Here is a 21,933-nt window from a genome sequence, read left to right as displayed (position 1 = left end):
GATTCGGACGATGTGCCCGTGTCCACCCGTGCATGGTGCTCCATTGTCATGATGCCGCTTGCCAGCTTCATGTGCTTGGCGCAAACATCATTTTTTGCGCAAAACTTCGCCCCCGATTCCGTGGGGTATATCTGGGCCGTGTTCAGCACATTCGTCGCCGTGGCGGCAGGTTTTCTTCTGCTGGCTCGCAGCCAGTACCCCGAGCTGACGTTCTGGATTGCCTGCGCCCTGATGCTGGTGTTCCCATTCGACCCGCTGCTCACGCTGATGGCCATGACCGCTTACCTTGCCCGCCGTTCGAACCGAAACGCCACCATCCGCACGGCCATCATCGGCAACGTGGTAACACTAATCGCGCAACTACGCGATGCTCTGCAACAGCCCAAAGCCTCTATCTGGCATGCGGACAAGCTCGATATGGGGCGTGTGCAAATGGCGCGCTTGGTGGAGCGATCCGACTTGTCAGAGGAATCCTTGTAGATTCAGGCAAACGAGCGTCAGGGCATGCCGTGTACAGACATCACAAACATCAGGAGTTGTCCATATTGTTGGAGCTGAGCATGCCGTTGCGGTAGGACAACGGTGTGATATGCATGAGTCTGCGGAATGTTCGTGTGAAGAAACTTGATGAGGAGAACCCCGTCTGCGTCGCGATTGCGGAGACGGGCAATTGAGTGGTCGCCAATAGTTCCGCTGCCGCGCGAACCCGCACATCATTGACGAATTCGATCGGAGTCTGACCGAGCAGTTCGCGAAAGATCGCAGCGCATGTAGTTCGCCCTACCGACCCGGCCGCTGCGATTTGCGCCAATGTGATCTGATGTACGTAATGCTGTTGCACGAAATCGACCATCATGGCGAGCGTTGCGACGTGTGGGTGCCGTTTGATGCGTTCAGCCGTACCATCGCCACGCTCCTGGGCAATCGTGGTCAGCTCGTGCAGTATCGCATAGAAGCAGCTGAGCACAGTCAGTGAAGCGGTGTCATTAGCCAATGCCATGCCTCTTGCGGCTGGAAGCGTCGCATGTTTCAATTGCCCGAATTTCGCATCATGCAATCGCATGATCTGGGCAATCAGTCCGTTTCCGTGGACATCATCTGGGCTGAGAACCACATAGGGCATCGTCTCGTCCGTTACAAGCGGCATTACGAATCGTTCATACACCGCAGTGGGCGCGCTCATTCGTGCGGGGTTGAGCAACGTGCATGAGAATTCGCAGTCGGTGCCATCTTCGGTAAAACCGTAATGCAGTTGACGTGAATTGACGAAAATCGCCTGTCCTTCCTCAAGCCGGACGATCTCACCATTGACGAAATACCACATATGGCCATGGATGATGTGCGTGAATTCAAGGTCGATATGCCAATGACACTCCGCCCGCATATTCGGATATTGGCGCAGCAATGAGTGTTCGGTGAATGAAAAGAACATTGGAGCATCGTATTGCACTATTTCCGCACCGTTGGGCAAACGCCCCCAACCGGTGATCGGCATGAATTCGTAAGGCAGACATTCAGACTGGGTCAATCGCTTCATCTTGTCCTACACCAACTCAATTTGGTAAATAGTGCAAATTCTAGGAACGATAATACAACAAAATGTGGTGTCGCCGAACGATAAGCGTATTGAATGGTAGTCGGCATTCATCAATCAATCGATTGACGCACAACTCAGAAGGAGCACCATCATGACAGAGAACACCATCCAGCCGGCAAAAGACGAATGGGAGCGCATGCTTTCCGGTGAATTGTATGTTGCCGACAATCCGCAGCAGCAGGAGATGAACATGCGCAAGCGACGCCTTGTGCAGGCCATCAACACGTCGAAGTACGACGCATTCAAGGAGCGCGAGGACTTGTTCCGCGAGCTGTTTGGATCGATGGGTAAGGGTTGCTTCCTCGAGCCGCCGTTCAACTGCGACTACGGTTGCAATACCTACATCGGCGACAACTTCTACGCCAACATGGATTGCATCTTCCTCGACGTGGCGAAGATCACCATTGGCGACCGCGTGTTCTTCGGACCGCGCATCGGCCTGTACACGCCTTACCATCCGATCGACGCCGCGGTACGTTCCTCCGGGCCGGAGGGAGCACGCCCCATCACCATCGGCAACGACGTCTGGTTCGGCGGCAATGTCGTGGTCGGCCCCGGCGTCACCATCGGCGACGACGTGGTGATCGGAGCCGGTTCCGTAGTGGTCAAAGACATCCCCTCGCATTCGGTGGCGGTAGGCAATCCCTGCCATGTGATTCGCAAGATCACGGACACCGACCGCGAATACTGGGAGGGCAAGGCCGCCGAGTACCGCGCGTGGAAGGATTCGCTCGGCGACTAACCGGGCGCGAAGGGCAGCAATCGCCCGTCTCCCGCACGCCGCGACTTTAAATCCTCGACGCCGTATTGCGGCAATCTTGGCACGATTGCAATCCGGCGTCGATTTTTTCATGCCGTTCCAACCACATCCCAGATATATTCCAGCCATATTCCACAATGGAGCCCCTCATGCAAACCACTGCGACCTGGCGCGACTTTCTACGTCAGACCATGACGTTGGCACTGCCCATCGCGTTCCAGCAGCTCATGCTGGCGCTTTCATCCTGCGCCGACACGTTGATGTTGGCGGGAGTCGGGCAAGACGAACTGTCGGCGGTAGCGCTCGCCACACAATTCCAGTTCATCTTCAGTCTGTGCCTCGCCGCACTGACACTCGGTATGAGCATTCTCATCGCACAATACTGGGGTGCCGGCAATACGAACGCAGTGGAAAAAGTACTGGCGTTCATCATGTTGTACGCCGGTGGATTATCGTTGCTGTTCTTCGCCGCCACCCTGCTGTTGCCGGACGCGCTGATGTCAATCATGACGAATGATGCCGCGCTGGTAACGATTGGAGCGCAGTATCTGAGGATCTCGTCGGTCTCCTATCTGTTCATCGGCTTGTCGCAGATTTATCTATGTTTGATGAAGAACGTCGGTGCCGCCGCAACCGGCATGATGGTGAGTACCGTCGGTGTGATTGTACATGTCGCGCTAAACGCCGTACTGATTTATGGCTACTTGGGATTGCCGAAACTTGGGATTTACGGAGCCGCCATTTCCACGGTGATTTCACGTGCGATCGAACTGGCATGGTCTGTCATGGTGGCCTCACGCAACGGCAGGCCGCGATTGCGACTGACACTGATGACTCATCCGGATGTGTCGTTGCAAAAGGATTTCTGGCGATATAGCCTCCCCGTGCTCGGCAATGAGCTGGTGTGGGGTTGCGGCTTCACCATGTACACAGTGATCATGGGACATCTTGGATCGGACGCAGTGGCAGCCAATTCCATCACCAATATCGTCAAGGATCTGCTGGTCTGCCTAAGTCTCGGCCTGGGCAATGCTGGCGGCATAATGGTGGGCAATCTGCTTGGCCGCAATGCGTTCAAAGAGGCGAAAATCATGGGCGACAGGTTTTGCAAACTCGTGGCCTTGGTCGGTGTGGGAACGGGGCTGCTCATCATCGCAGCACGACCCCTTGTGTTGCAGTGGGCCGGTTTGACTCCCCAAGCCACGCATTATCTGTCGGTCATGCTGTTCATCTGCGCGTATTACGCGGCATGCGGGTGCATGTCCAACCTGACCATCGCGGGCATTTTCCCGGCTGGAGGCGATTCGAAATTCGGCCTCGTCTGCGACGCGATTGTCATGTGGCTCATCGTCGTACCGGTCGGCCTGTTGGCGGCTTTCGTATTCAAACTGCCAGTACTGGCGGTATACGCACTGCTCAACACCGACGAGTGCATCAAGATGGTTCCGGCTTTGATTCATTACCGCAAGTACCGTTGGATCCGCAACGTAACCCGTCAATAGTCCGTTTCGCAGCATTATGTGTCTGTCGTCGCGGTCCGAGGATTACGACGACAGACACTTCATGCCGCAGGTTATTCAGCCGTCTTCATATTAAGAGCAGTAGGACGCAATTTCAGCGGCAGCGGCAGTGCGGTCGCCGCCATGTCGATCGCGATCCGCAGCAGATCGTTGACGTTGTTCGGCTCCAATGCCGCAATGATGAGTGGAAACTCAACAAGGAAACGCACCATCCGCTCGCATACATCAAACACGTGAGCGGATGAACGAATATACATAAAAGGCCGGTTGCCGAGCCTCATAATGGTTTGGCAACCGGCCTTTGCCGCTAAAAACCCAAGCAACTGCCGTCAGTCGACGTACAGGGCGGATGGGTAGGTCATATAGCTGATCTCATCGAGCTGATCGACCGTCACATAGCCGGCGGGCGCATTGAGTACGTCGGGAATGCGATTGACGATGGTGGCGCAGGTATGCTCCACCGTGGCCGGCTTGACCATTCACGGCATGGAACTAATCAAGGAACAGCGCACCAACGCCGACGCGCTTTGCTGCGGTGCACACGATTTGTGCATCACTCGCTAATCGCGCAACGCATCCACATAGGGTTGGAGTTTGTCGAGCAGGATTCGGGTGTCGCAAGTGGCCGACTCGTATAACGCCTCGGCTTCGACTTCATCGTATTCATGCACGATGACGTTGCGTAAGGCGCGCAGTTCATTCCAGGGCAATTCCGGATGTTCGAGACGGAATGATTCCGACAGGCGACGGGCGGACTCCTGCACCTGCATCATTTCCATACTTACGGAGTTGAACAACTGCCGGTTCATCTCAAGTTCCTCACCCGAACGCATCTCGCTGGCATCATCCAATGCGTTGCGCAGATGTTCCGCCAGCCGAAGCAGATTGGTGTCGTCGCGGAATCGCTGATCGGCGTGCATATGTTCGCTCATCATGCCACCTTGACCATATCCGGCTGAATATGGTTATAGAACCGCCGGCTGGCACGGCTGGTTTGCGCATGACGTTCCAACGATCGCAAGGAGATAAGCGACACTTCACGGCCCAGCTGTTGCTCAAGTTCCTGCCGGAAATCATGCATGTGCATCATTCCGGGCCGCACCCCCGGTTCCAGCACATACAGCAAGTCCACGTCGGAATCAGGACGAGCATCACCACGGGCGAACGAACCGTACAAATACATCTCCGCGATGCCATATTTACGGGCAACAGCGGAAATGATTGTTTTCAGCGTGGCGATTTCCAGCACACTGCCATTGGTTCCAATGGCTTGCAGGGCACTGTGGTAGCGCTGCAGGAAGTCTTGCGTGGGGTTGCCGCCATTGCGTTCGGCGCGCGAAAGCGCGGATTGCGTCGTGCCCATCGCTTCGGCAACCGTATTCTGGCTCAGCCCGCGCTTGACACGCTCGGCTTTGAGTTCGTCAATGAGTTTCATATACCGAGCATAGCATAAACGCTATATCGCAATCGATGAGCGGGATTCAACAGGGAGATGCGGTAGACACTCACATACGCAAGGCATGCAATAGGGCGGATGAACGAATACAGGTAAAGGCCGGCGGGCAAGTCGTTATGAGGCTTGACCGCCGGCCTTTGTCGCTTAGGACTACCGTCAGTCGACGTACAGGGCGGATGGGTAGGTCATATAGCTGATCTCATCGAGCTGATCGACCGTCACATAGCCGGCGGGCGCATTGAGCACGTCGGGAATGCGGTTGACGATGGTGGCGCAGGTATGCTCCACCGTGGCCGGCTTGACCACGTGGAATTCGACGTTCGGCTCGCCGGCGATCGTCCAATCGCACATGTCGCCATCGTCGGGGCCGTACACCTTGCCGATGCAGGCGGTTTCCAGCGTGATGCCCTGGTTGGTTTCAGTGGTCACGACCGCGGACATGCCGATGCACTTGCCGGCCGGAACCGTCTCGCCCATAGTGGCGCTGTACATGTCCTCGTCGCTGAAGTACGGCACGCTCTTCTGGGTTTGGCTCTTGATGGTCAGCCCCAGCTTCTGAGCGAGGGACTCGTTGGAATTCCAGACATACGAAGGCACAATGGTTTCGGGATGGGCCAGCTCGGCTTCGAACTCATCGGCTGTCAAGCCGACGCCGTGCGCCTTGGCGAGCGCCAGGCCGTAATCCTCGACGTTATAGCTGACCGCGCCAGTAATCTTCGTGATGGAATGGCAACCGGCCGCGACCTGAGCGACCATGTTGATCCAGAAGATATCCTGCATGCCGGAACCCACCATCGTGGCACCGGTGCTCTTGGCGATGGCGTCAAGGCGATTGGTGACACCGGGCGCGGTGGTCCACGGATAGATGGCCTCCTCGCAGGTGGTGATGACACTGATGCCACGGCTCAGGCACTGCTCGCACATCTTCTCGATTTCGCCAGTGAAACTGAACAGCGTGACGACCGCGATATCGGCGTCGCATTCGTTCAAAACAGCCTCCGCGTCGGAACGAATCGGCACATTGAGAGTGCCAACCCCTGCAAATTCGCCGACATCCATGCCGACCACATCGGGGTTCACATCAATGGCACCGACAATCTGTATGCCGTTCTCCACCATGTAACGAACCGTGTATTTCGCCATCTTTCCACAGCCGAATTGAATAGCCTTAATGGGTTGCATGACACACTCCTTCGTATGTTGGATTGATTCGGCTCGGCTCCGAGCCTGCTCCCATTCTTCCACCGATGGCGTCGGCCGCGCAAGACCCCCTACACTGTATTCGCAAGTAAAACACATCAATTCAGATGCATGGAGCGATTATGCCAGCACGACACCGGCTTGTGCCATGTCACGACGCGCCGCAATGCCCAGTTCCTCGCTGACTGGTGCGGTCAAATCCTTGAACACCCGGGCTTCAAACCCCAGTGTTCTTGCGTCCAACGCGGTTTCCTTGACGCAGTGGGATTCCGCGAGGCCGATGATGTCGACATGCGTCACGCCGGCGGCTTTCAGCGCGTTGGCCAGCGTTTTGCCGGCCAAGGTATCCGCTTCGACCTGCTCGCGCGTGGGAATGCGGTCGGTGTTGTCCTCAATGCCCTCGAAACCCGAGTAGGCCGACGAATACTGGCCCTTTTTGAAATGGTGTTCGATGCCCAACCGGGCGATGGCGGGATGCAGATTCGCGTTCGGTGTGCCGGCCTTGCCGTGCACAGGCCACGTATCCACGAAATCGGGATTGGCGGCCCAGTGGGACCCCGGCTTGATATGCCAGTCCTGCGTGGTGGCGATATACGCATATTCGTCACGATGCGCATCGACGAATCGCGCGATACGCTCGGCAACCGCGTTGCCCCCTTCGACCGCAAGCTCACCGCCCTCGCAAAACGTCGGCTGCACATCCACCACGATCAATGCCCTGTTCATCTATATCTCCCACGTCGGTACTCTCACCATCACTATAGCCGCGAACGACCTCAGGACAACACTCCGTCTCATAAACCTTCCCTACGCAACGAGCGTCGCCAAGTCACGCCTAGCGGCGCCCCCCTCCAGACGGATGGCGCCCCCCCACTTGGGACTTACTCCAAATCAAGCCACTCCAAAACGAAAACGCCGTACACATATAGGAACGAGCCACCTAAATGATAGATTTAGGTTCCCACACATTCGCATAACTCCATCGCGTATTGGGGCCTGTGATTACTTTTGTTGGGTTTACATATTTAGGCATTTTGTTCCTCCTTAAAATCTAGTTTTGCTGTTATATTCAGTTTTGGTGGTTTTGATTAGTATTAGTGCTGTTTTGGGACTCTCAGGAATTTCCTGCACTCGAAGTTATTTAATTCCACTTATTTTCTAGCGTATCTGTTAAAAACAGGCATCCGTAATACCGCCACATAAAAGAGAGAGCCGATTTGTATCGACTCTTTACTCAATCTAAAAAAGATTGATGATACTTCAACATTTACAAAGCAAAGCAAGGGACAACGCCAAGACCGTCGGAGGCACTGGAGTAGTAGCTCGGGCAGCCGTCAGTGTACACGCAACCGAAGCTGTAGGAAAAGATCCCACTCGGCGAACGCAACCACCACCCCACGTCGCTGTAGCCCACAGAGTACGAACTGCCGTCACGAGTTTTATCTATACCCGCAAAAGCAACGTTGGAGGTCATAAAGTTAGCTACTGCATTGGTCCTGCACCAGTCGTACTGTGATCCTTCGTTTTTGTACCAACCATACGAAGTAATTGGTGCTGTATTTTCACCAACAAGCTCGCTATATGACATGAGCCAGAATTTGTCTTGGGTAGTACTGCCTTCCACCCAGCTACCATGACTACCTGAAGTAGCCACTTTGTTGATAGTTTTGGCAACGTCTTTCAAACCAGAAAGCCCCGCTTGAACATAACCGCCCTCGGCAAACACCGAAGTGCGCATAGCGGAACTTGCCCAGCCACCCGAGTTCGTTGCAGAGTCATTCATCTGCTTAGCGGTAGGCAGTGAATGTGTTGCCATAAAAGTTACGGCAGAGCCATCGTCGTCATGTGCGCCCACTTGGATAATGCGGAATTCAACCCATTGATTAGCACCGCTGCCAGCGTCTTCGCCATTCCACTTCGTGTAGAGGCGCATTTCCTTAGAGTTGCCTTCTGCATCTTTACCATTCATGTAGTTTGTGTATTCAGCCGTAACGGCATCTTTGTCTTTGCCAGTAGAAGTTTGAGTTATTGTTCCGTGAAGAACCTGCATGTCCTCATCTACCTTAGACTGGCCTTTACATGTGGCCGTTTCAGGGTCTTGTGCGTTTGCTGGAGCCAGCCAATATTCGCCGAGTTCAAAAATGTCAAATTCTTTCTCCAGTTCAGTTGCAGGAAGTGCGTAATTAAAAGCGGTTGCACCGCTTAAGCCCGTAACAGTGGCAGTATAAACTCCGATTACTGAGGGAGCAGAAGTCAGAGCAACACTGGAAGAATCCTTATAGGCAAACGTCGCACTTATGGTTTCACCACCAACAACGTTACCTACCGTGACAGTTGGGGTGTGAGTCGAGCCGTCATATGCATATCTTGCGTCACCACTTGGTTCCCATGTTATAGTCACCTCTTTTGCAGTGATATTTGCACTTGTGCTTGTTTGCTGGCTGCTTGCTGCAGCAAGCTCATAATTTGCAAGAACTGCTGTATCTCCTGATAGGGTAAGACCTGAGATATTGACCGTTTTGTTTGTGCCAACGTCTTTACCCTTGCCATCGGTGTCATCAAAAGCGCCAGTAGCTGTTAGCAAAAGTTTGTCCTTGTCTGCATCAACGCAACCCGCAAGGACTACATCGCTGTAGTCAAGGCTAGCATCTACGTTGCCATCATAGGTTTTGTTACTTGCCGTAATGCCAGAAACGGTAATGGCTGCTTTGTTAATTGCAAAGCTTTGTTTAATGGCAGTTTCTGCTGTTGGTAAGTCGTAATTTACAGCAGTTGCGCCTGTAACAGCAGTTGCAACAGATACGTACGTTCCAACATTTTTATGTTCGTTTACAGCTTCGCCATCCTTCTGAACTTCAAGCTCAACGCCAAGCGTTTCGTTGTTTACACCTGTTACCTTCGTGACTTCGCGCTTCTGATCTTCTCCGTTATATTCAAACGAATCAGTCCTGCTCCACTCAATCGTCACAGTCGCCTTTGTGATTTCACCTTGAGCGCTTGCTTGGCTCGCAGTCGTGTCGATTTCGTAATTTCCAGCATCAGTTCCTGTTAGTGCCGGCGTCAAAGCGAGCGTATGTGTGCCAACGTTTTCGCTTGGGAAGGCACCTGTTGCAGTCGCTGAAACTTCATCGTTGCCAACCTTTCCAGCGACACTCATATCACCATAATTAAATGTTGCCGTTTTGGTACCATCGTAAGTTTTGTTGTCAACCTTGATGCCGCTCACCGTCAATTTCGCTTTTGCGATCTCGAACTCTTCTGTTGTGTTTGCAGGAAGCGAATAATTCACTTCTTCAGCCGCTGTGATTGTTGCAGTCGCAACATAGGTCGCAGCGTCTTTCGGTGTTGCAACAGCTGCTGTGTTACCTTTCTTGGTGTATGTAACGGTTGGCGTAACGGTCTCACCTGGTGCAGCACCAGTCACAGTGAGTGTGGGCGTGTGTGACGTGCCATCATATTCAGGAACAGTTGCATCGTAGTCCCATATGAACGTAAGCGCGGCTTTGCTGATTGTTGCATTCGTTGTTTCTTGGCTGCCATCATTGCCCGCTGCTGCAAGGGTGTAATTCCCGGCACTTGTGCCACCAAGCGCGCCTTCCCCGTAAGCGATTGTTACAGTTTGAGCAGTATCAGAAGCGTTTTTGCTTGCAAACGCTCCTGTCACATTTGCAGCAACCAGTGAAAGCGTGTCACCTTCTTCAATTCCATCCCATGTTAAACCTGTGACATCCAACGTTGCGTTAGTTGAGCCGTCATAAGTTTTGTTCGACGCAGTAATTCCAGAAACCTTCACAGTTTTTTGGGTAATTACGCCTTGAGCGCTTGCCTGGCTCGCAGTCGTGTCGATCTCGTAATTTCCAGCATCAGTTCCCGATGGAGCCAGCGTCAAAGCGAGCGCATGTGTTCCAACGTTTGCACTCGGGAAAGCGCCTGTTGCAGTCGCTGAAACTGTGTCACCAGCAACTTTCCCAGCAACTGAAATGTCATCGTAGTTAAATGTTGCACTTGTTGTGCCATCATAGGTTTTGCTGTTAACCTTGATACCTGTTACCGTCAATTTCGCTTTTGCGATTGTGAACTTGAAATCTTTTGACCCAGAATAAGACCCTATACCTGTGATTGTCACTGTGCCTTCGCCAGCGTTGACATTTTCGCCATAGACAACAGTGTAATCTGTGTCTTTAATGAGCGTGCCCGTGCAGATGACTTCTGGAGTCTTCTGCGTCTTGTCATAGACCCACTCTCCCTCTTCCAAAGAGAACAGGCTGTAATCAAGCTCCTTGGTGTCGGTTTTGCCGTCTTCGTTATCATAAGTAACTTCCAGCTGGAAGGTAAGCGTCGCGCTTCCGTTAGACTTTACTTCAGCCACAATGTCTGAAGGCACTGTTGTTCCGTCCCATGTGCCACTCACGCTTGACTTTGATGGCACCGTGCGGCTTGCAAACGTTGCTTGCCAGCCGCTCAATTCCGTTGGAGCTACCGCGTTTTCGATGCCGACAACTTTTGCAGAGTTATTTTCGACAGTCACACCCGAAGACACAACATTGCCAGACTCATCAATCTTGACCGAAGAGTCGCACTTTATCATGGAGTCGGTTGTTTCAGCCAGTGCGTCTGTTTTTAACACAAAGGCACAGAAGCAAAGCCCAGCCAAAAGAACGGCGGCAACAGCTACCACTATCACTCGCCTTTTAGCACCGTCTGGGTTTTGCGGTCGCATGTAAACGCCACGCGAAGTTTTTCTTGCATATGCGCCCTGAACAAAAGAACGCTTTTTACTCTCGAGCAAACAATAGGCAGAACCTGCGCAAAATGCAATCATTCCAATGACTGCAAGGAGACAGACGCCTGTGCGAGGAAGACTGCCGTCTTTTTTTGAGGAGGCAGCGGATGATTTTACATTCTCGTTTGAACTTTTTTCATCGCTTGAAGTGGAGTCACCGGTCGTTGATCCGTCACCAGATGCATCTTCGTCTGTGGAACCATCATCGGATGACTGTCGCATCGTTATTGTCATCGTTGAGTCGATGCTTGTTATGACTTGCGTCGCGTGTGCCTTAATCGGCGTTGCCAAGAACAAACCGCAAGTCAGCAACAATGCTGCTGCGCAGGCGAAAATTTTGTTATGTTGTGAGGTTCTGCACATGTTTAAGTTTAACTCTTCAATGTTGGAATCGTTCATCTCTCAACCTCAAAGCTTTACGGGACATATCACAAAACAATGATACGAGCATATCCCCTGCAATGGATGAAATGCGGCTTAAAACCTATAAGGCCGCCTACAGCTAGTCCAAATAAATATCTGTAGCTCGGGATAGGCAGGTGACAAGTATTCGCGCCATATGCACTGCTAGGCACCGAGTGTTGCGATGGGGAGGACGAAAATGCCGTCCTCGCGCTGATAGGCGATTTCGCCTCGGCCGACGACGAAGGCCATGAACTCCGGCTGACGAACCTGGGACATGGCATTGCCGCAAATCTTGTCTTTGAACGCGAGCAGTTTGGCGGCATTCGCGTCAGTGGCTTTCAAATCGCTGAGCTTGACTTCAACGGCAGCCCAACGCCCGTCGGAAAGCTCCAGGATAATATCAACTTCCAGTCCTTTCTCATCGCGATAGTATGAGATGCGATTGCCGGCACCGGACATGCCGCTCATGTAGACGCAAAGATCGCGCACCACCAACGTTTCAAATAGATTTCCCAACGTCTGCGTATCGCGTTCCAGCACGGACGGAGCGGCCCCGACCAGCGCCGCCGCCAACGATGGGTCGGCCAGATAGCGTTTCGGCTTGGTGCGCACACGCGCTTTGGATCTCAATGGCGGCTCCCAGCCACTCAAATCATGCACAAGATACAGACGGCCGAGCTCTTCCATGTATCTCTTCACCGTCGGAATGCTGGGCGTGCGGCTCTCGTCACCATAGGCCATATCTCCCGCCAAGGTCTCATAGGAGGGAGATTGCGCAACGTTCACGGCCAACGCTTTCATCAGTGAACGCATGATCTCGGGATTGAGGCCGAGGCGAGGAACGCTGGTTTCCAGCACGCTTCGAATGTAGTCGGACGGGGTTTCCAGAGCGAATTCGTCGTCCATCCCCACGCTTGACGGCCACCCGCCTCGGCAACACCAGCGGGCCACATCAGCGACACTCGTATTCCGTCGTGCCGGTTTGAATTCGCCATCAAAGAGACCTTTGAGACTCACTTCACCTGTGGAGTCGCCTGATTCGGCCAAACTCATGGGCAGCATGTGCAGTCTGGCGATACGCCCCGTGCCGCTGTGATGGATGAGATCCGTGTCCTTTGGTCGGCTTGAGCCAGTGAGAATCAGCTGGCCTTTCCGATTGGCATTGTCGTCCACATGACGCCGCGAGGCATCCCATACCGCGGGCACCTCCTGCCACTCGTCCACCAAATGCGGTTCCTCACCAGCGAGCACAAGATTGGGATCGGTCTGCGCAGCGGCGTAAGTGGCGGCGTCATCCAGCCGATCCGCACTGGCGGCATGTGCCAACGCGGTCCATGTTTTACCACACCATTTCGGTCCTACGATTTCGACGGCACCGAAGGCATGCAATAGCTTTTCAAGCCTCGCATCCACGACTCGCGGACGGTATCCTTGCTGGGTTAAAGCGCCCACAATGACCTCGCTTTCGATTTTACGCCGGATTGAGTTTCGATTTTACGCCGGTTCAAGTTTCGATTTTACGCCGACTTGATACGAAGAGGTCTCGTATGGTTCCTTCAATCCAACGGAATCGGCAACAGCAGGTCTGAAACGGAACTAGAAAAAGGCGCACTACCCCAACCCGTTAAATAATCGAAGGACGCGTGCGGTGGCAAGGCGCACCGAGGGAAGGCGTACAAAGGTACGCCGACCGAGGAGCTGGCTTACGCCAGCCTTCGCGGGCGCAAAATAGCGCGCCCGCTCACCTCACCTACAGACAGTCCACTGGACTGTCTGCTTAACGGTTCGACCCAGCCGACGCTCCATCTTTCTTTCGATTATTTGACAAATAGCCGAAAGATGCGTGCGGTTTCAAGGCGCACCGCCCTAACCCGTTAAATAATCGAAGGACGCGTGCGGCGGCAAGGCGCACCGAGGGAAGGCGTACGAAGGTACGTCGACCGAGGAGCAACGCAGCCGACGCTCCGTCCTTCGATTATTTCATGAGGTTGCGTAGGACGTATTGGAGTATCCCTCCGTTGCGGTAATAGTCGGCCTCACCTGGGGTATCGATGCGCACGATGGCGTCAAAGTCAACGAGCGAACCATCGGCGCGGGTGGCGGTGACGTGAACCGTCTTGGGGGTCGTGCCGCTGTTGAGGGCATCGATGCCGGAAATGTCGTAAACTTCGGTGCCGTCGAGCCCGAGACTTTCGTAGGATTCGCCAGCGGGGAACTGCAACGGGAGGACGCCCATGCCGATGAGGTTGGAACGGTGGATGCGCTCGAAGCTCTCGGTGATGACGGCTTTGACGCCGAGCATCAGCGTGCCTTTGGCGGCCCAGTCGCGCGAGGAGCCGGTGCCGTATTCCTTGCCGGCCAGCACGACGAGCGGCACGTCGTGGGCAATGTAGTCACGCGACGCCTCGAAGATTGTGGTGGGCTGGCCCGTGAGGAAGTCGTAGGTGAAGCCGCCGGGGGTGACTTCTTCGCCGACGGAGGCGAGCAGCTGGTTCTTCAGGCGGATGTTGCCGAAGGTGCCGCGCACCATGACTTCGTGATTGCCGCGCCTGGAGCCGTAGGAGTTGAAATCCTTCGGCTCGACGCCTCGCTCCGTCAGGTATTTGCCCGCGGGGCTGTCGGCCTTGAACGCGCCGGCCGGGGAGATATGGTCGGTGGTCACCGAATCGCCCAACAGCGCGAGCACGCGCGCGCCGTGGATGTCTTGCACCGGATCGGGCGTCGCCTTCATACCGTCGAAGAAGGTCTGGCGGCGCACGTAGGTGGAGTTCCCGTCCCAAGCGAACAGCTCGCCTTCCGGCACGTCGAGGCCCTTCCAACGGCGGTCGCCGTCGAACACGGAGGCATAATCCTTCAGGAACATCTCGCGGCTGACGGTGCCGTTCACCACGGCTTCGACCTCGCTGTTGGTGGGCCAGATGTCCTTCAAGTACACGTCAGCGCCGTCAGCGCCCACGCCCAGCGGCTGGGTTTCAAAGTCGAAGTCCATTGTGCCGGCGAGCGCGTAGGCGATGACCAACGGCGGCGAGGCCAGGTAGTTCATCTTGACATCCGGGCTGATGCGGCCCTCGAAGTTGCGGTTGCCGCTCAATACGGAGGTGACTGTCAGGTCGTTGGCGTTGATCGCCTCGGAGATTTCAGGCAGCAACGGACCAGAATTGCCGATGCAGGTGGCGCAGCCGAAGCCGACCAACTGGTAGCCAAGCGCATCCAAATCGTCCTGCAAGCCGGCGGCTTTCAGATAATCGGCCACGACCTGCGAGCCGGGTGCCAGCGAGGTCTTGACCCACGGCTTGGGGCTAAGCCCCTTGGCATGCGCGTTGCGCGCGAGAAGCCCGGCGGCGATCATGACGGAGGGGTTGGAGGTGTTCGTGCAGGAGGTGATGGAGGCGATAGCCACGTCGCCGTTCGTCAGGTTGAAGTCCCCACGGAAGTCGGTGGAGACGGCGACCGGCTGCTGTTCGGTTTTGTCGGTTTCATACGACGGCAGCGTTTCGGCGAACTTCTGCTTGGATTCGGCGAGCGTGATGCGATCCTGCGGGCGCTTCGGGCCGGCGATGGACGGCACGACCGTGCCCAAATCCAATTCGAGATATTCGGAGTATTGCGGCTCGACATAGTTCGGATCGGAGGTATCACCCCAGAGCTTGTTGGCCTTGGCATACGCCTCGACCAGCGCGACCTGCTCTTCGGAACGGCCTGTCAGACGCAGATAGTCGAGCGTAACGCCGTCGATCGGGAAGATGCCGCAGGTGGAGCCGAACTCGGGGCCCATATTGCCGATAGTGGCACGGTTGGCCAGCGGCACGGAGGCAATGCCCTCGCCATAGAACTCGACGAACTTGCCGACCACGCCGTGCTGACGAAGCATGTCGGTGATGGTCAGCACCACATCGGTGGCGGTGACGCCTTCGGGAATGGAGCCGGTGAGCTTGAAGCCGACGACGCGCGGCACGAGCATGGAGATGGGCTGGCCGAGCATGGCCGCCTCGGCCTCGATGCCGCCCACGCCCCAACCGAGCACGCCCAGGCCGTTGACAGTGGTGGTGTGCGAGTCGGTGCCGACGCAGGAATCGAGGTAGGCCAAGTTCTTGCCGCCGGCCTGAGCCTTGGTCATCACGACCTTGGCGAGGTATTCGATATTGACCTGATGGATGATGCCGGTGCCCGGCGGCACCACGCGGAAGTTCCTGAACGCCTGCTGCCCCCAGCGCAGGAACTGGTAGCGTTCGCCGTTGCGCTGGTATTCGATGTCCATGTTGCGTTCGACGGCATCGGCGACGCCGTATTTGTCGATCTGCACCGAATGGTCGATCACCATGTCAGACTGCACCTGGGGGTTGATGACCTCAGGATCGCCGCCCAAGTCTTTGACCGCATCGCGCATGGTGGCCAGATCGACGATGCAGGGCACGCCGGTGAAGTCCTGCATCACCACGCGCGAGGGGGTGAACTGGATTTCATGGCTCGGCTCGGCGGCCGGGTCCCAGTCGAGCAGCGCCTTGACGTGGTCGTCGGTGATGTTCGCGCCGTCGATGTTACGCACCAGATTCTCAACCAGCACTTTGAGCGAATACGGCAGATGGTCGATGCCGGGCAGATTCGCTATGGCGTAATAGTCGTATTCCTTGCCGGCGGCATTCAGGGTCGCAAGCTGGCTGTCCGTCAAAGACATGATTCCTCCGAAACGGTGATGCGGTTAGTCCGTGGGTGATTATCCGCTTGACATGGTACGGGGAGGTTACATCGCCCCTGGCGTGTCGGATTGCGATATGAGACAATGTGCGATTCCCAGACACACCGCGAAGCAGACGGCCGAGCCGGCGAGCGCGATCAGCGTGGGAATCAGGACGGCACCGGTGGGAATGATCAGCTCGAAGAAATTCGCCACGAACGGGATGCAGGCGCCTAACACACCGGCCGCTGCGAACGCGGCAACCAAGATGCCGCGCCAACTGTTGAGCGGGCTGGCAACGCGGGCCAGCACGAAGATGCCCATCATGAATAGAATGATGGTGACCACGCCATGCAAGGTGGTCAGTTGCGCGTCCGAACGCTGCACATCCCAACCCATGACACCCGGCAGGAACCATGCGGCGCACAACACCGACAGTCCCGTGGCGATGCCGCCTGGCAGGGCGAAATAGATCACACGCTTCAAAAAGCCCGGGATATAGCGGCGCGTGTTCGGCGCCAGGGCCAAAATGAACGCCGGCATGCCGATGGTGAGCGCGCCGATGTAGGTGATGTGGCGAGGCTGGTATGGGAACGGAATCTGCGTGAGCACCACACCCAACGCAATCAGCGCCGAATACACCGTCTTGACCAAGAACAGCCCGGCGACTCGTTCCATATTCGCCATGACCTGACGGCCTCGGGCCACCACGTCGGGCAGGTGGGAGAACTTGGAATCGACCAGCACCACTTGGGCGATGGCCTTGGTGGCCGGCGCGGCGTTGCCCATGGCGATGCCAAGATCGGCTTCCTTGATGGCCAGGGCGTCGTTGACGCCGTCGCCCGTCATCGCCACCACATGGTTCTGGGTGTGCAAAGCCTGGACGATGGCCTTTTTCTGGTTGGGCAATACGCGACCGAGCACGTCCACGCCTTCGAGCACGCGCGCCAGTTCGTTGATGTCGTCGGGCAATTCGCGGGCATCCATCGCCACCGGCTCGCGTTCGCCGGTGAGTTTGACCTTGCGGGCGATGGCACCAACCGTCACGGGGTTGTCTCCGGAAATCACGCGGCATCGCACGCCCTGCTGGCGGAACCACGCGAGCGTGTCTTCGGCGTCGGTGCGGATGCGCTCGGAACACATCACCAGCGCCACAGGGGTCGAGCTGGGGTCGAGATGCGGGTTCGTCTCATAGTCGCCAGGCACCTCACCGTCGTGTTTGACCAGCAACAGCACGCGATTGCCGTCGTCGGCGTATGCATTGACCTGCTCCAACAGGCTGGCGTGGTCGCCGTCCAGCGCCGAAACGATCACTTCGGGGGCGCCCATGATCCATGTGGTGGAACCGCACACGATCGAGCTCCATTTGCGCGCCGATGAGAACGGAATGCGGGCATCCACCGCACCGGCAGTGAAGCCTTGCTCGCCGAGTCCCTCCAGAATGGCCGCGCCGGTGCCGTTTGGTTGGCCCTCGTTCGACAGGTCGAACAATGCCTGTTTGGCCGCGCGCTGGGCCGTCTCGCCACTGCTGCCATCCAACGGCACTACCTGCCCCAGCGCAATGCCTCCGTCGGTGATGGTGCCGGTCTTGTCGAGGTTCAGGCAATCGACGCGCGCGAGCGTCTCGACGGATTCCAACTCCTGCACCAAGGTGTTCTTGCGCGCGAGCCGCATGGCTGCCACCGCGAAGTTCAGCGAGGTCAGCAACACCAGCCCTTCGGGAATCATGCCCACCACGCCGGCCACGGCGGAAACCGTCGCCTGCCTCCATTTGCCGGTGGCGAGCGCCGCCTCCCATCCGCCGAAGGTTTGCACCTGCGACCAGACGAGCAGCACACACAGCGGCACGACGATGAAGGTCATGAATTTCAGAATCGTGTTGATGCCCTTGTTCAGGTCGGAGACGGTTTTCTTGTATACCTTGGCCTGAGCCGTCAGCGTGGCCGCATACGAGTGCTCCCCCACTGCGATGACTTTGACCAGGGCCATGCCTGAAATCGCGGTGGAACCGGAATACACCTGCTCTCCGGGAGCTTTGCGCACGGTGCGCGATTCGCCGGTGAGCATGGATTCGTCGAGTTCCAGCCCCCAGGTTTCGACAATCAGCGCGTCGGCGGGCACCTGTTCGCCGGAGCGAATCCACAGCAGATCGTCCAGAACGATGTCGTTATGCGCGACTTCGACGTCGCGCCCCTCGCGGCGCACCACATAGTTCGACGCGACGAGAATGGACAGCCTGTCAAGCGTGCGCTTGGCCTTGAGCTCGGTGACGATGCCGATGGCCATATTGACCAGGATGACGAAGCCGAATACGGCGTCTTTCCATGATCCGGTGATAAGCACCAGTACCATGGCTGTGAATATGATCCCGTTGAAGAGCGTGAACACGTTCGCGCGGACGATGTCTTTGATCGAGCGTGACGTGGAAGTTTGCGAGCGGTTCACCCGCCCGCTTTCCACCCGTGCGGCGATTTGGCTGGCGTCTAGCCCTTGTTCGGCGGTTTCGGGCATGGATACGGTTGCGCTCATGTTGCCCACACTAGCGCCTTCATATGAACTTTCCGGTTCGATAATGCGAATGCGGCCGGGCGCGCTATCACCACAGCACACCCGACCGCATCGCCCATATTTGGTTATTTACGAGCTGGCGCTTATCGTAATTTGCCGGCTATGGGAGGCATCGTTGATAACACTCATTGTGCCCTTATCGAGAGCAGCCGCATTGATGGAACCGTCACGAATGGTGAAAGTGGCGGCATAGAGCCGTTCGTCCGAAGGCGCGTGGAGCGGCTCGACCAAGATGACGGGAATACCGCCATCGCGCGCCTTCTGGAGCGCTTCATTCCAGCCTTGCTCATCGACAGTGGCATCCAAACCGACGATGACGATGGCGCTCACCACACGGTCAACCAGATCCTTCACGCCCTGTTGGGCGGTTTGGTTCGGATCGTCGGTATCCCGCGTCGAGACATACGAGGCTTTGAGACCCTGGCCCGCGTAGGCATCAAGCAGCAACTTGTCAGTGGTGGCATCAGCCAAGCCAACCACGCCTACCATCACATCAGCGCGTTGCACTCCGCTTGAGGCAACAGACGACTGATTGGAATGGGTGTCGCCCACCGCAACATCGTGCGGATGGCATCCCGCCACCGCCATCATCAACGCGGCCAGCGTCACAGCGCTTACCGTCCTTAACGTTTTATACACATCGCGTTGTATCCACAGCATTTGCTACCTCCTTACCATACACAACATACCTGCAATGTCCGTATTCTCCATACGGACTTATATGCTCCCACAGCTCTCCCGGCCATCCCTACCCCCTACTCGCTATTGGGCTCAGGCGGTGTTGCAGCATCTGCCGCATCGGGTTTCAACGCAATTCGAGACAGGCAGGAAACACAGGAGAGCCGCGCGGCTGCCACTTCCGCCCGCCTGACATGGCTATGCGAGACGGAACAAAGCTACCGTCTCGACGTGGTGGGTCATTGGGTAGATGTCGTAGGCGCGGATGTCGGCCAGCGTGTAGCCGAGTTCGGCGAGGGTGGCTGTGTCGCGGGCCAGACTGGCCGGATCGCAGGCGATATAGATGATCGAACGCGGGCCGGCGGCTGCGATTTGACGGCAGACTTTGGCATGTGCGCCGGCGCGGGGCGGGTCGAGCACCACCACGTCCGGGCGGGACAGATGCGCCGGGACGCGGGTCAGCGCGCGGGCGACATCCGAGCAGCGCACGTCCACGTCGTTCAGCCCCAGCGCGCGAAGATTGCGCTGCTGGCTTTTGACTGCGACGCTGCCGCCTTCCACGCTCAGCATGTGCGTGCGTTTGGCGGCGAGCGCGGCCAGCGGCAGCGTGAACAGGCCGGAGCCGGAATACAGATCCCAGATCACGGCCGAGACGGCGCCTTGCAGCTCGTCGCGCACCAAGTCGATCACATGGTTGGCGAGCATGACGGGCGCTTCGCGGTGCATTTGCCAGAAGCCGTTTGCGTCGACCGTGTAGGTGAATTCATGGCCGGCGACCGTGGCTTGCTCGGTGAGTTGGCGTGAACCGGCGATTATCTCGCCGTTGACGAGAATGGCGTAATTGGAGGGATTGTTCGGCGCCGAAGAACGGGGTTCAGGGACCGATAGGCGGATTTGCGAGCCGGGCTCAAAACCGCCGCTCCACACATGGTTTGCATCGGCCACACCCAGCAGCGTGCGCGTGGCGAGCGGCATGGTGTCGATCGGCACACGCACATGCGTGCCGCGGCGGCGCATCGAAGGTCGCCCCTCCTCGTCGGCTATCATCTCGATGCGAGTCCGCCAGTTGAAGCCTTTACTCTCCTCGTCGCCGGGCACCCGCTCGACCGGCACCGTCACGTCCACGTGACCAAGACGGCTCATCTGTTCGCTGACGGTGACGGCCTTCCATTTGATTTGCCCCGGCAGCGAGACATGCACCAGATCCGCACCGCCCACGCCGCCGCCGAAGGCCACCGGACCAGCCATAGGCCATGCCGGCTCGACGCGATCTTCGCTCGCTTCAAGAACCTCGATGACTTCGCCCGTCCAGAAGCGTTCGTCGCGGTCGTGCGGCTCGTCGAGTGCGATACGCACCAACTCGCCGGGCAGGGCGAAACGCACGAACACCACACGGCCGTCGATATGGGCCACGCAACGCCCCTGATCGGCATAACGCTCGATGCGAACCTCAGCTTGCATACAACTTCACTCCCCCGCGCCGTCGTCGTCGGCGGCGTCATCAGAAACATCGGAACCGGCGCGAACGCGCGTGTTGTGTCGATGCATTGGCGTGGCGACCACCAAATAGCTCACCCAGATGGCCAGCGCCCAGAACGGAATGCCCATCAGCAACCGGGTCACTCCAAGCAGACCCACACGGTTCGTCACATACAGCGGCACCTGTACGGCAAGGCGCAGCAGGAACAGTCCCAGCCACAGCCATGTGATGGTGGTGTAGGCCTTTTTCAGCTCCTTGTCACCCATCCAGCCGTCAAGCCATGCCTTGAAATGTTCGGTGGGCAACTGACGGAAGAACTCGATGATTGCACCCAGCGCGGGGATGCGGACAAGCAGGGAAACACCCAGCAACACCGCATACACCGCATTGGTGATGAAGCCGAACATATAGTAGTCGCGCGCCTGATGCGTGTGCCATGCCCAAATCAGGCAGATGCCAACCGCAAGCAGGCCGCTGAGCGCCCCCATGACGGACTGTCGTTGAATGAGCCGGACGATCACCTGCACGACGGCCAGCACAGCGGATACACCGATGGTGAGATTGAGATTCGAGGTCGCCACGAACAGCACCACGAACACCACGCCCGGCAGCATCGATTCGATGACGCCGCGAGGCCCGCCGATGGCGTCGATGACGGAAAAATCGTCGTCGGAGCCGGCCGAGGCAAGCGCCCCCAGACCAGTTCGTTGCTTGACTTTGCCCATGAATCAGCGAACTTCGGAGAACATCGGGCCGCGCGACAGCGTGGTCTTGACTTGAGTCTGCTGATCCTGAGACAACGGGCCGTCGG

The 21,933-nt window shown here is 56.8% G+C and carries 16 protein-coding genes and 1 pseudogene; 3 read left to right on the top strand and 14 right to left on the bottom strand.

Annotated elements, in window-relative coordinates; translation table 11 throughout:
• Window positions 1-48 precede the first annotated feature (48 nt).
• Window positions 49-480, top strand: a complete 432-nt coding sequence (locus G1C94_RS04435) for a hypothetical protein (protein ID WP_253902314.1) — start codon at window positions 49-51, stop codon at window positions 478-480.
• A 49-nt stretch (window positions 481-529) separates the two neighbouring features.
• On the opposite strand, the gene G1C94_RS04430 is transcribed toward G1C94_RS04435, so the two are convergent.
• Window positions 530-1,537, bottom strand: coding sequence for an AraC family transcriptional regulator (locus G1C94_RS04430; protein ID WP_253902313.1), 1,008 nt, complete (start codon window positions 1,535-1,537; stop codon window positions 530-532).
• A 151-nt stretch (window positions 1,538-1,688) separates the two neighbouring features.
• Here G1C94_RS04430 and G1C94_RS04425 point away from each other — a divergent pair, with 151 nt between their 5' ends.
• Together G1C94_RS04425 and G1C94_RS04420 are read left to right on the top strand one after the other, a co-directional pair.
• A complete protein-coding gene (locus G1C94_RS04425; protein WP_172145191.1) occupies window positions 1,689-2,339 on the top strand; it encodes a sugar O-acetyltransferase in 651 nt (216 codons plus the stop codon).
• A 167-nt stretch (window positions 2,340-2,506) separates the two neighbouring features.
• Window positions 2,507-3,859: an MATE family efflux transporter gene (locus G1C94_RS04420; RefSeq protein WP_172145188.1), complete on the top strand. Its 1,353-nt coding sequence runs from the start codon at window positions 2,507-2,509 to the stop codon at window positions 3,857-3,859.
• A 71-nt stretch (window positions 3,860-3,930) separates the two neighbouring features.
• On the opposite strand, the gene G1C94_RS04415 is transcribed toward G1C94_RS04420, so the two are convergent.
• The 13 genes and pseudogenes from G1C94_RS04415 to G1C94_RS04355 form a co-directional block, all read right to left on the bottom strand.
• Window positions 3,931-4,134 carry a hypothetical protein gene (locus G1C94_RS04415; RefSeq protein ID WP_172145185.1) on the bottom strand — a complete coding sequence of 68 codons (204 nt, stop codon included), beginning with the start codon at window positions 4,132-4,134 and terminating at the stop codon, window positions 3,931-3,933.
• 72 nt (window positions 4,135-4,206) lie between these two features.
• A pseudogene (locus G1C94_RS04410) lies at window positions 4,207-4,356 on the bottom strand (dihydrodipicolinate reductase); the annotation flags it as partial.
• 81 nt (window positions 4,357-4,437) lie between these two features.
• Window positions 4,438-4,812, bottom strand: a complete 375-nt coding sequence (locus G1C94_RS04405) for a HepT-like ribonuclease domain-containing protein (RefSeq protein WP_253902312.1) — start codon at window positions 4,810-4,812, stop codon at window positions 4,438-4,440.
• Window positions 4,809-5,312 carry a nucleotidyltransferase domain-containing protein gene (locus G1C94_RS04400; RefSeq protein WP_172145182.1) on the bottom strand — a complete coding sequence of 168 codons (504 nt, stop codon included), beginning with the start codon at window positions 5,310-5,312 and terminating at the stop codon, window positions 4,809-4,811. The genes G1C94_RS04405 and G1C94_RS04400 overlap by 4 nt, the downstream gene beginning before the upstream one ends.
• Window positions 5,313-5,489: 177 nt before the next feature.
• Entirely contained in the window at window positions 5,490-6,515 is a 1,026-nt protein-coding gene (locus G1C94_RS04395) for an NAD(P)H-dependent amine dehydrogenase family protein (protein ID WP_172145180.1), read from the bottom strand.
• Between the two features lie 138 nt (window positions 6,516-6,653).
• Window positions 6,654-7,259, bottom strand: coding sequence for an isochorismatase family protein (locus G1C94_RS04390; RefSeq protein ID WP_172145179.1), 606 nt, complete (start codon window positions 7,257-7,259; stop codon window positions 6,654-6,656).
• A 541-nt stretch (window positions 7,260-7,800) separates the two neighbouring features.
• Entirely contained in the window at window positions 7,801-11,715 is a 3,915-nt protein-coding gene (locus G1C94_RS04385; RefSeq protein WP_172145177.1) for a YDG domain-containing protein, read from the bottom strand.
• Window positions 11,716-11,883: 168 nt separating this feature from the next.
• On the bottom strand, window positions 11,884-13,134 hold the full coding sequence (locus tag G1C94_RS04380) for an ATP-binding protein (RefSeq protein WP_335341214.1): 1,251 nt from the start codon (window positions 13,132-13,134) through the stop codon (window positions 11,884-11,886).
• A gap of 562 nt (window positions 13,135-13,696) precedes the next feature.
• On the bottom strand, window positions 13,697-16,396 hold the full coding sequence (acnA, locus tag G1C94_RS04375; protein WP_172145173.1) for an aconitate hydratase AcnA: 2,700 nt from the start codon (window positions 16,394-16,396) through the stop codon (window positions 13,697-13,699).
• A 66-nt stretch (window positions 16,397-16,462) separates the two neighbouring features.
• Window positions 16,463-18,925, bottom strand: coding sequence for a cation-translocating P-type ATPase (locus G1C94_RS04370; RefSeq protein ID WP_172145171.1), 2,463 nt, complete (start codon window positions 18,923-18,925; stop codon window positions 16,463-16,465).
• Window positions 18,926-19,033: 108 nt separating this feature from the next.
• Complete coding sequence (locus G1C94_RS04365; protein WP_172145169.1) at window positions 19,034-19,624, bottom strand: sugar ABC transporter substrate-binding protein; 591 nt, start codon at window positions 19,622-19,624, stop codon at window positions 19,034-19,036.
• Between the two features lie 216 nt (window positions 19,625-19,840).
• Window positions 19,841-21,103 (bottom strand): class I SAM-dependent RNA methyltransferase, encoded by a 1,263-nt coding sequence (locus G1C94_RS04360; RefSeq protein WP_172145167.1) that lies wholly within the window; start codon window positions 21,101-21,103, stop codon window positions 19,841-19,843.
• 6 nt (window positions 21,104-21,109) lie between these two features.
• Window positions 21,110-21,847 carry a DUF3159 domain-containing protein gene (locus tag G1C94_RS04355; RefSeq protein WP_172145164.1) on the bottom strand — a complete coding sequence of 246 codons (738 nt, stop codon included), beginning with the start codon at window positions 21,845-21,847 and terminating at the stop codon, window positions 21,110-21,112.
• Between the last annotated feature and the right edge of the window lie 86 nt (window positions 21,848-21,933).

The sequence above is a fragment of the Bifidobacterium panos genome (assembly GCF_012932445.1).
GTDB lineage: Bacteria > Actinomycetota > Actinomycetes > Actinomycetales > Bifidobacteriaceae > Bifidobacterium > Bifidobacterium panos.
Note: the sequence above shows the minus strand (reverse complement) of the source record. Positions and strands in the feature narration are given on the sequence as shown.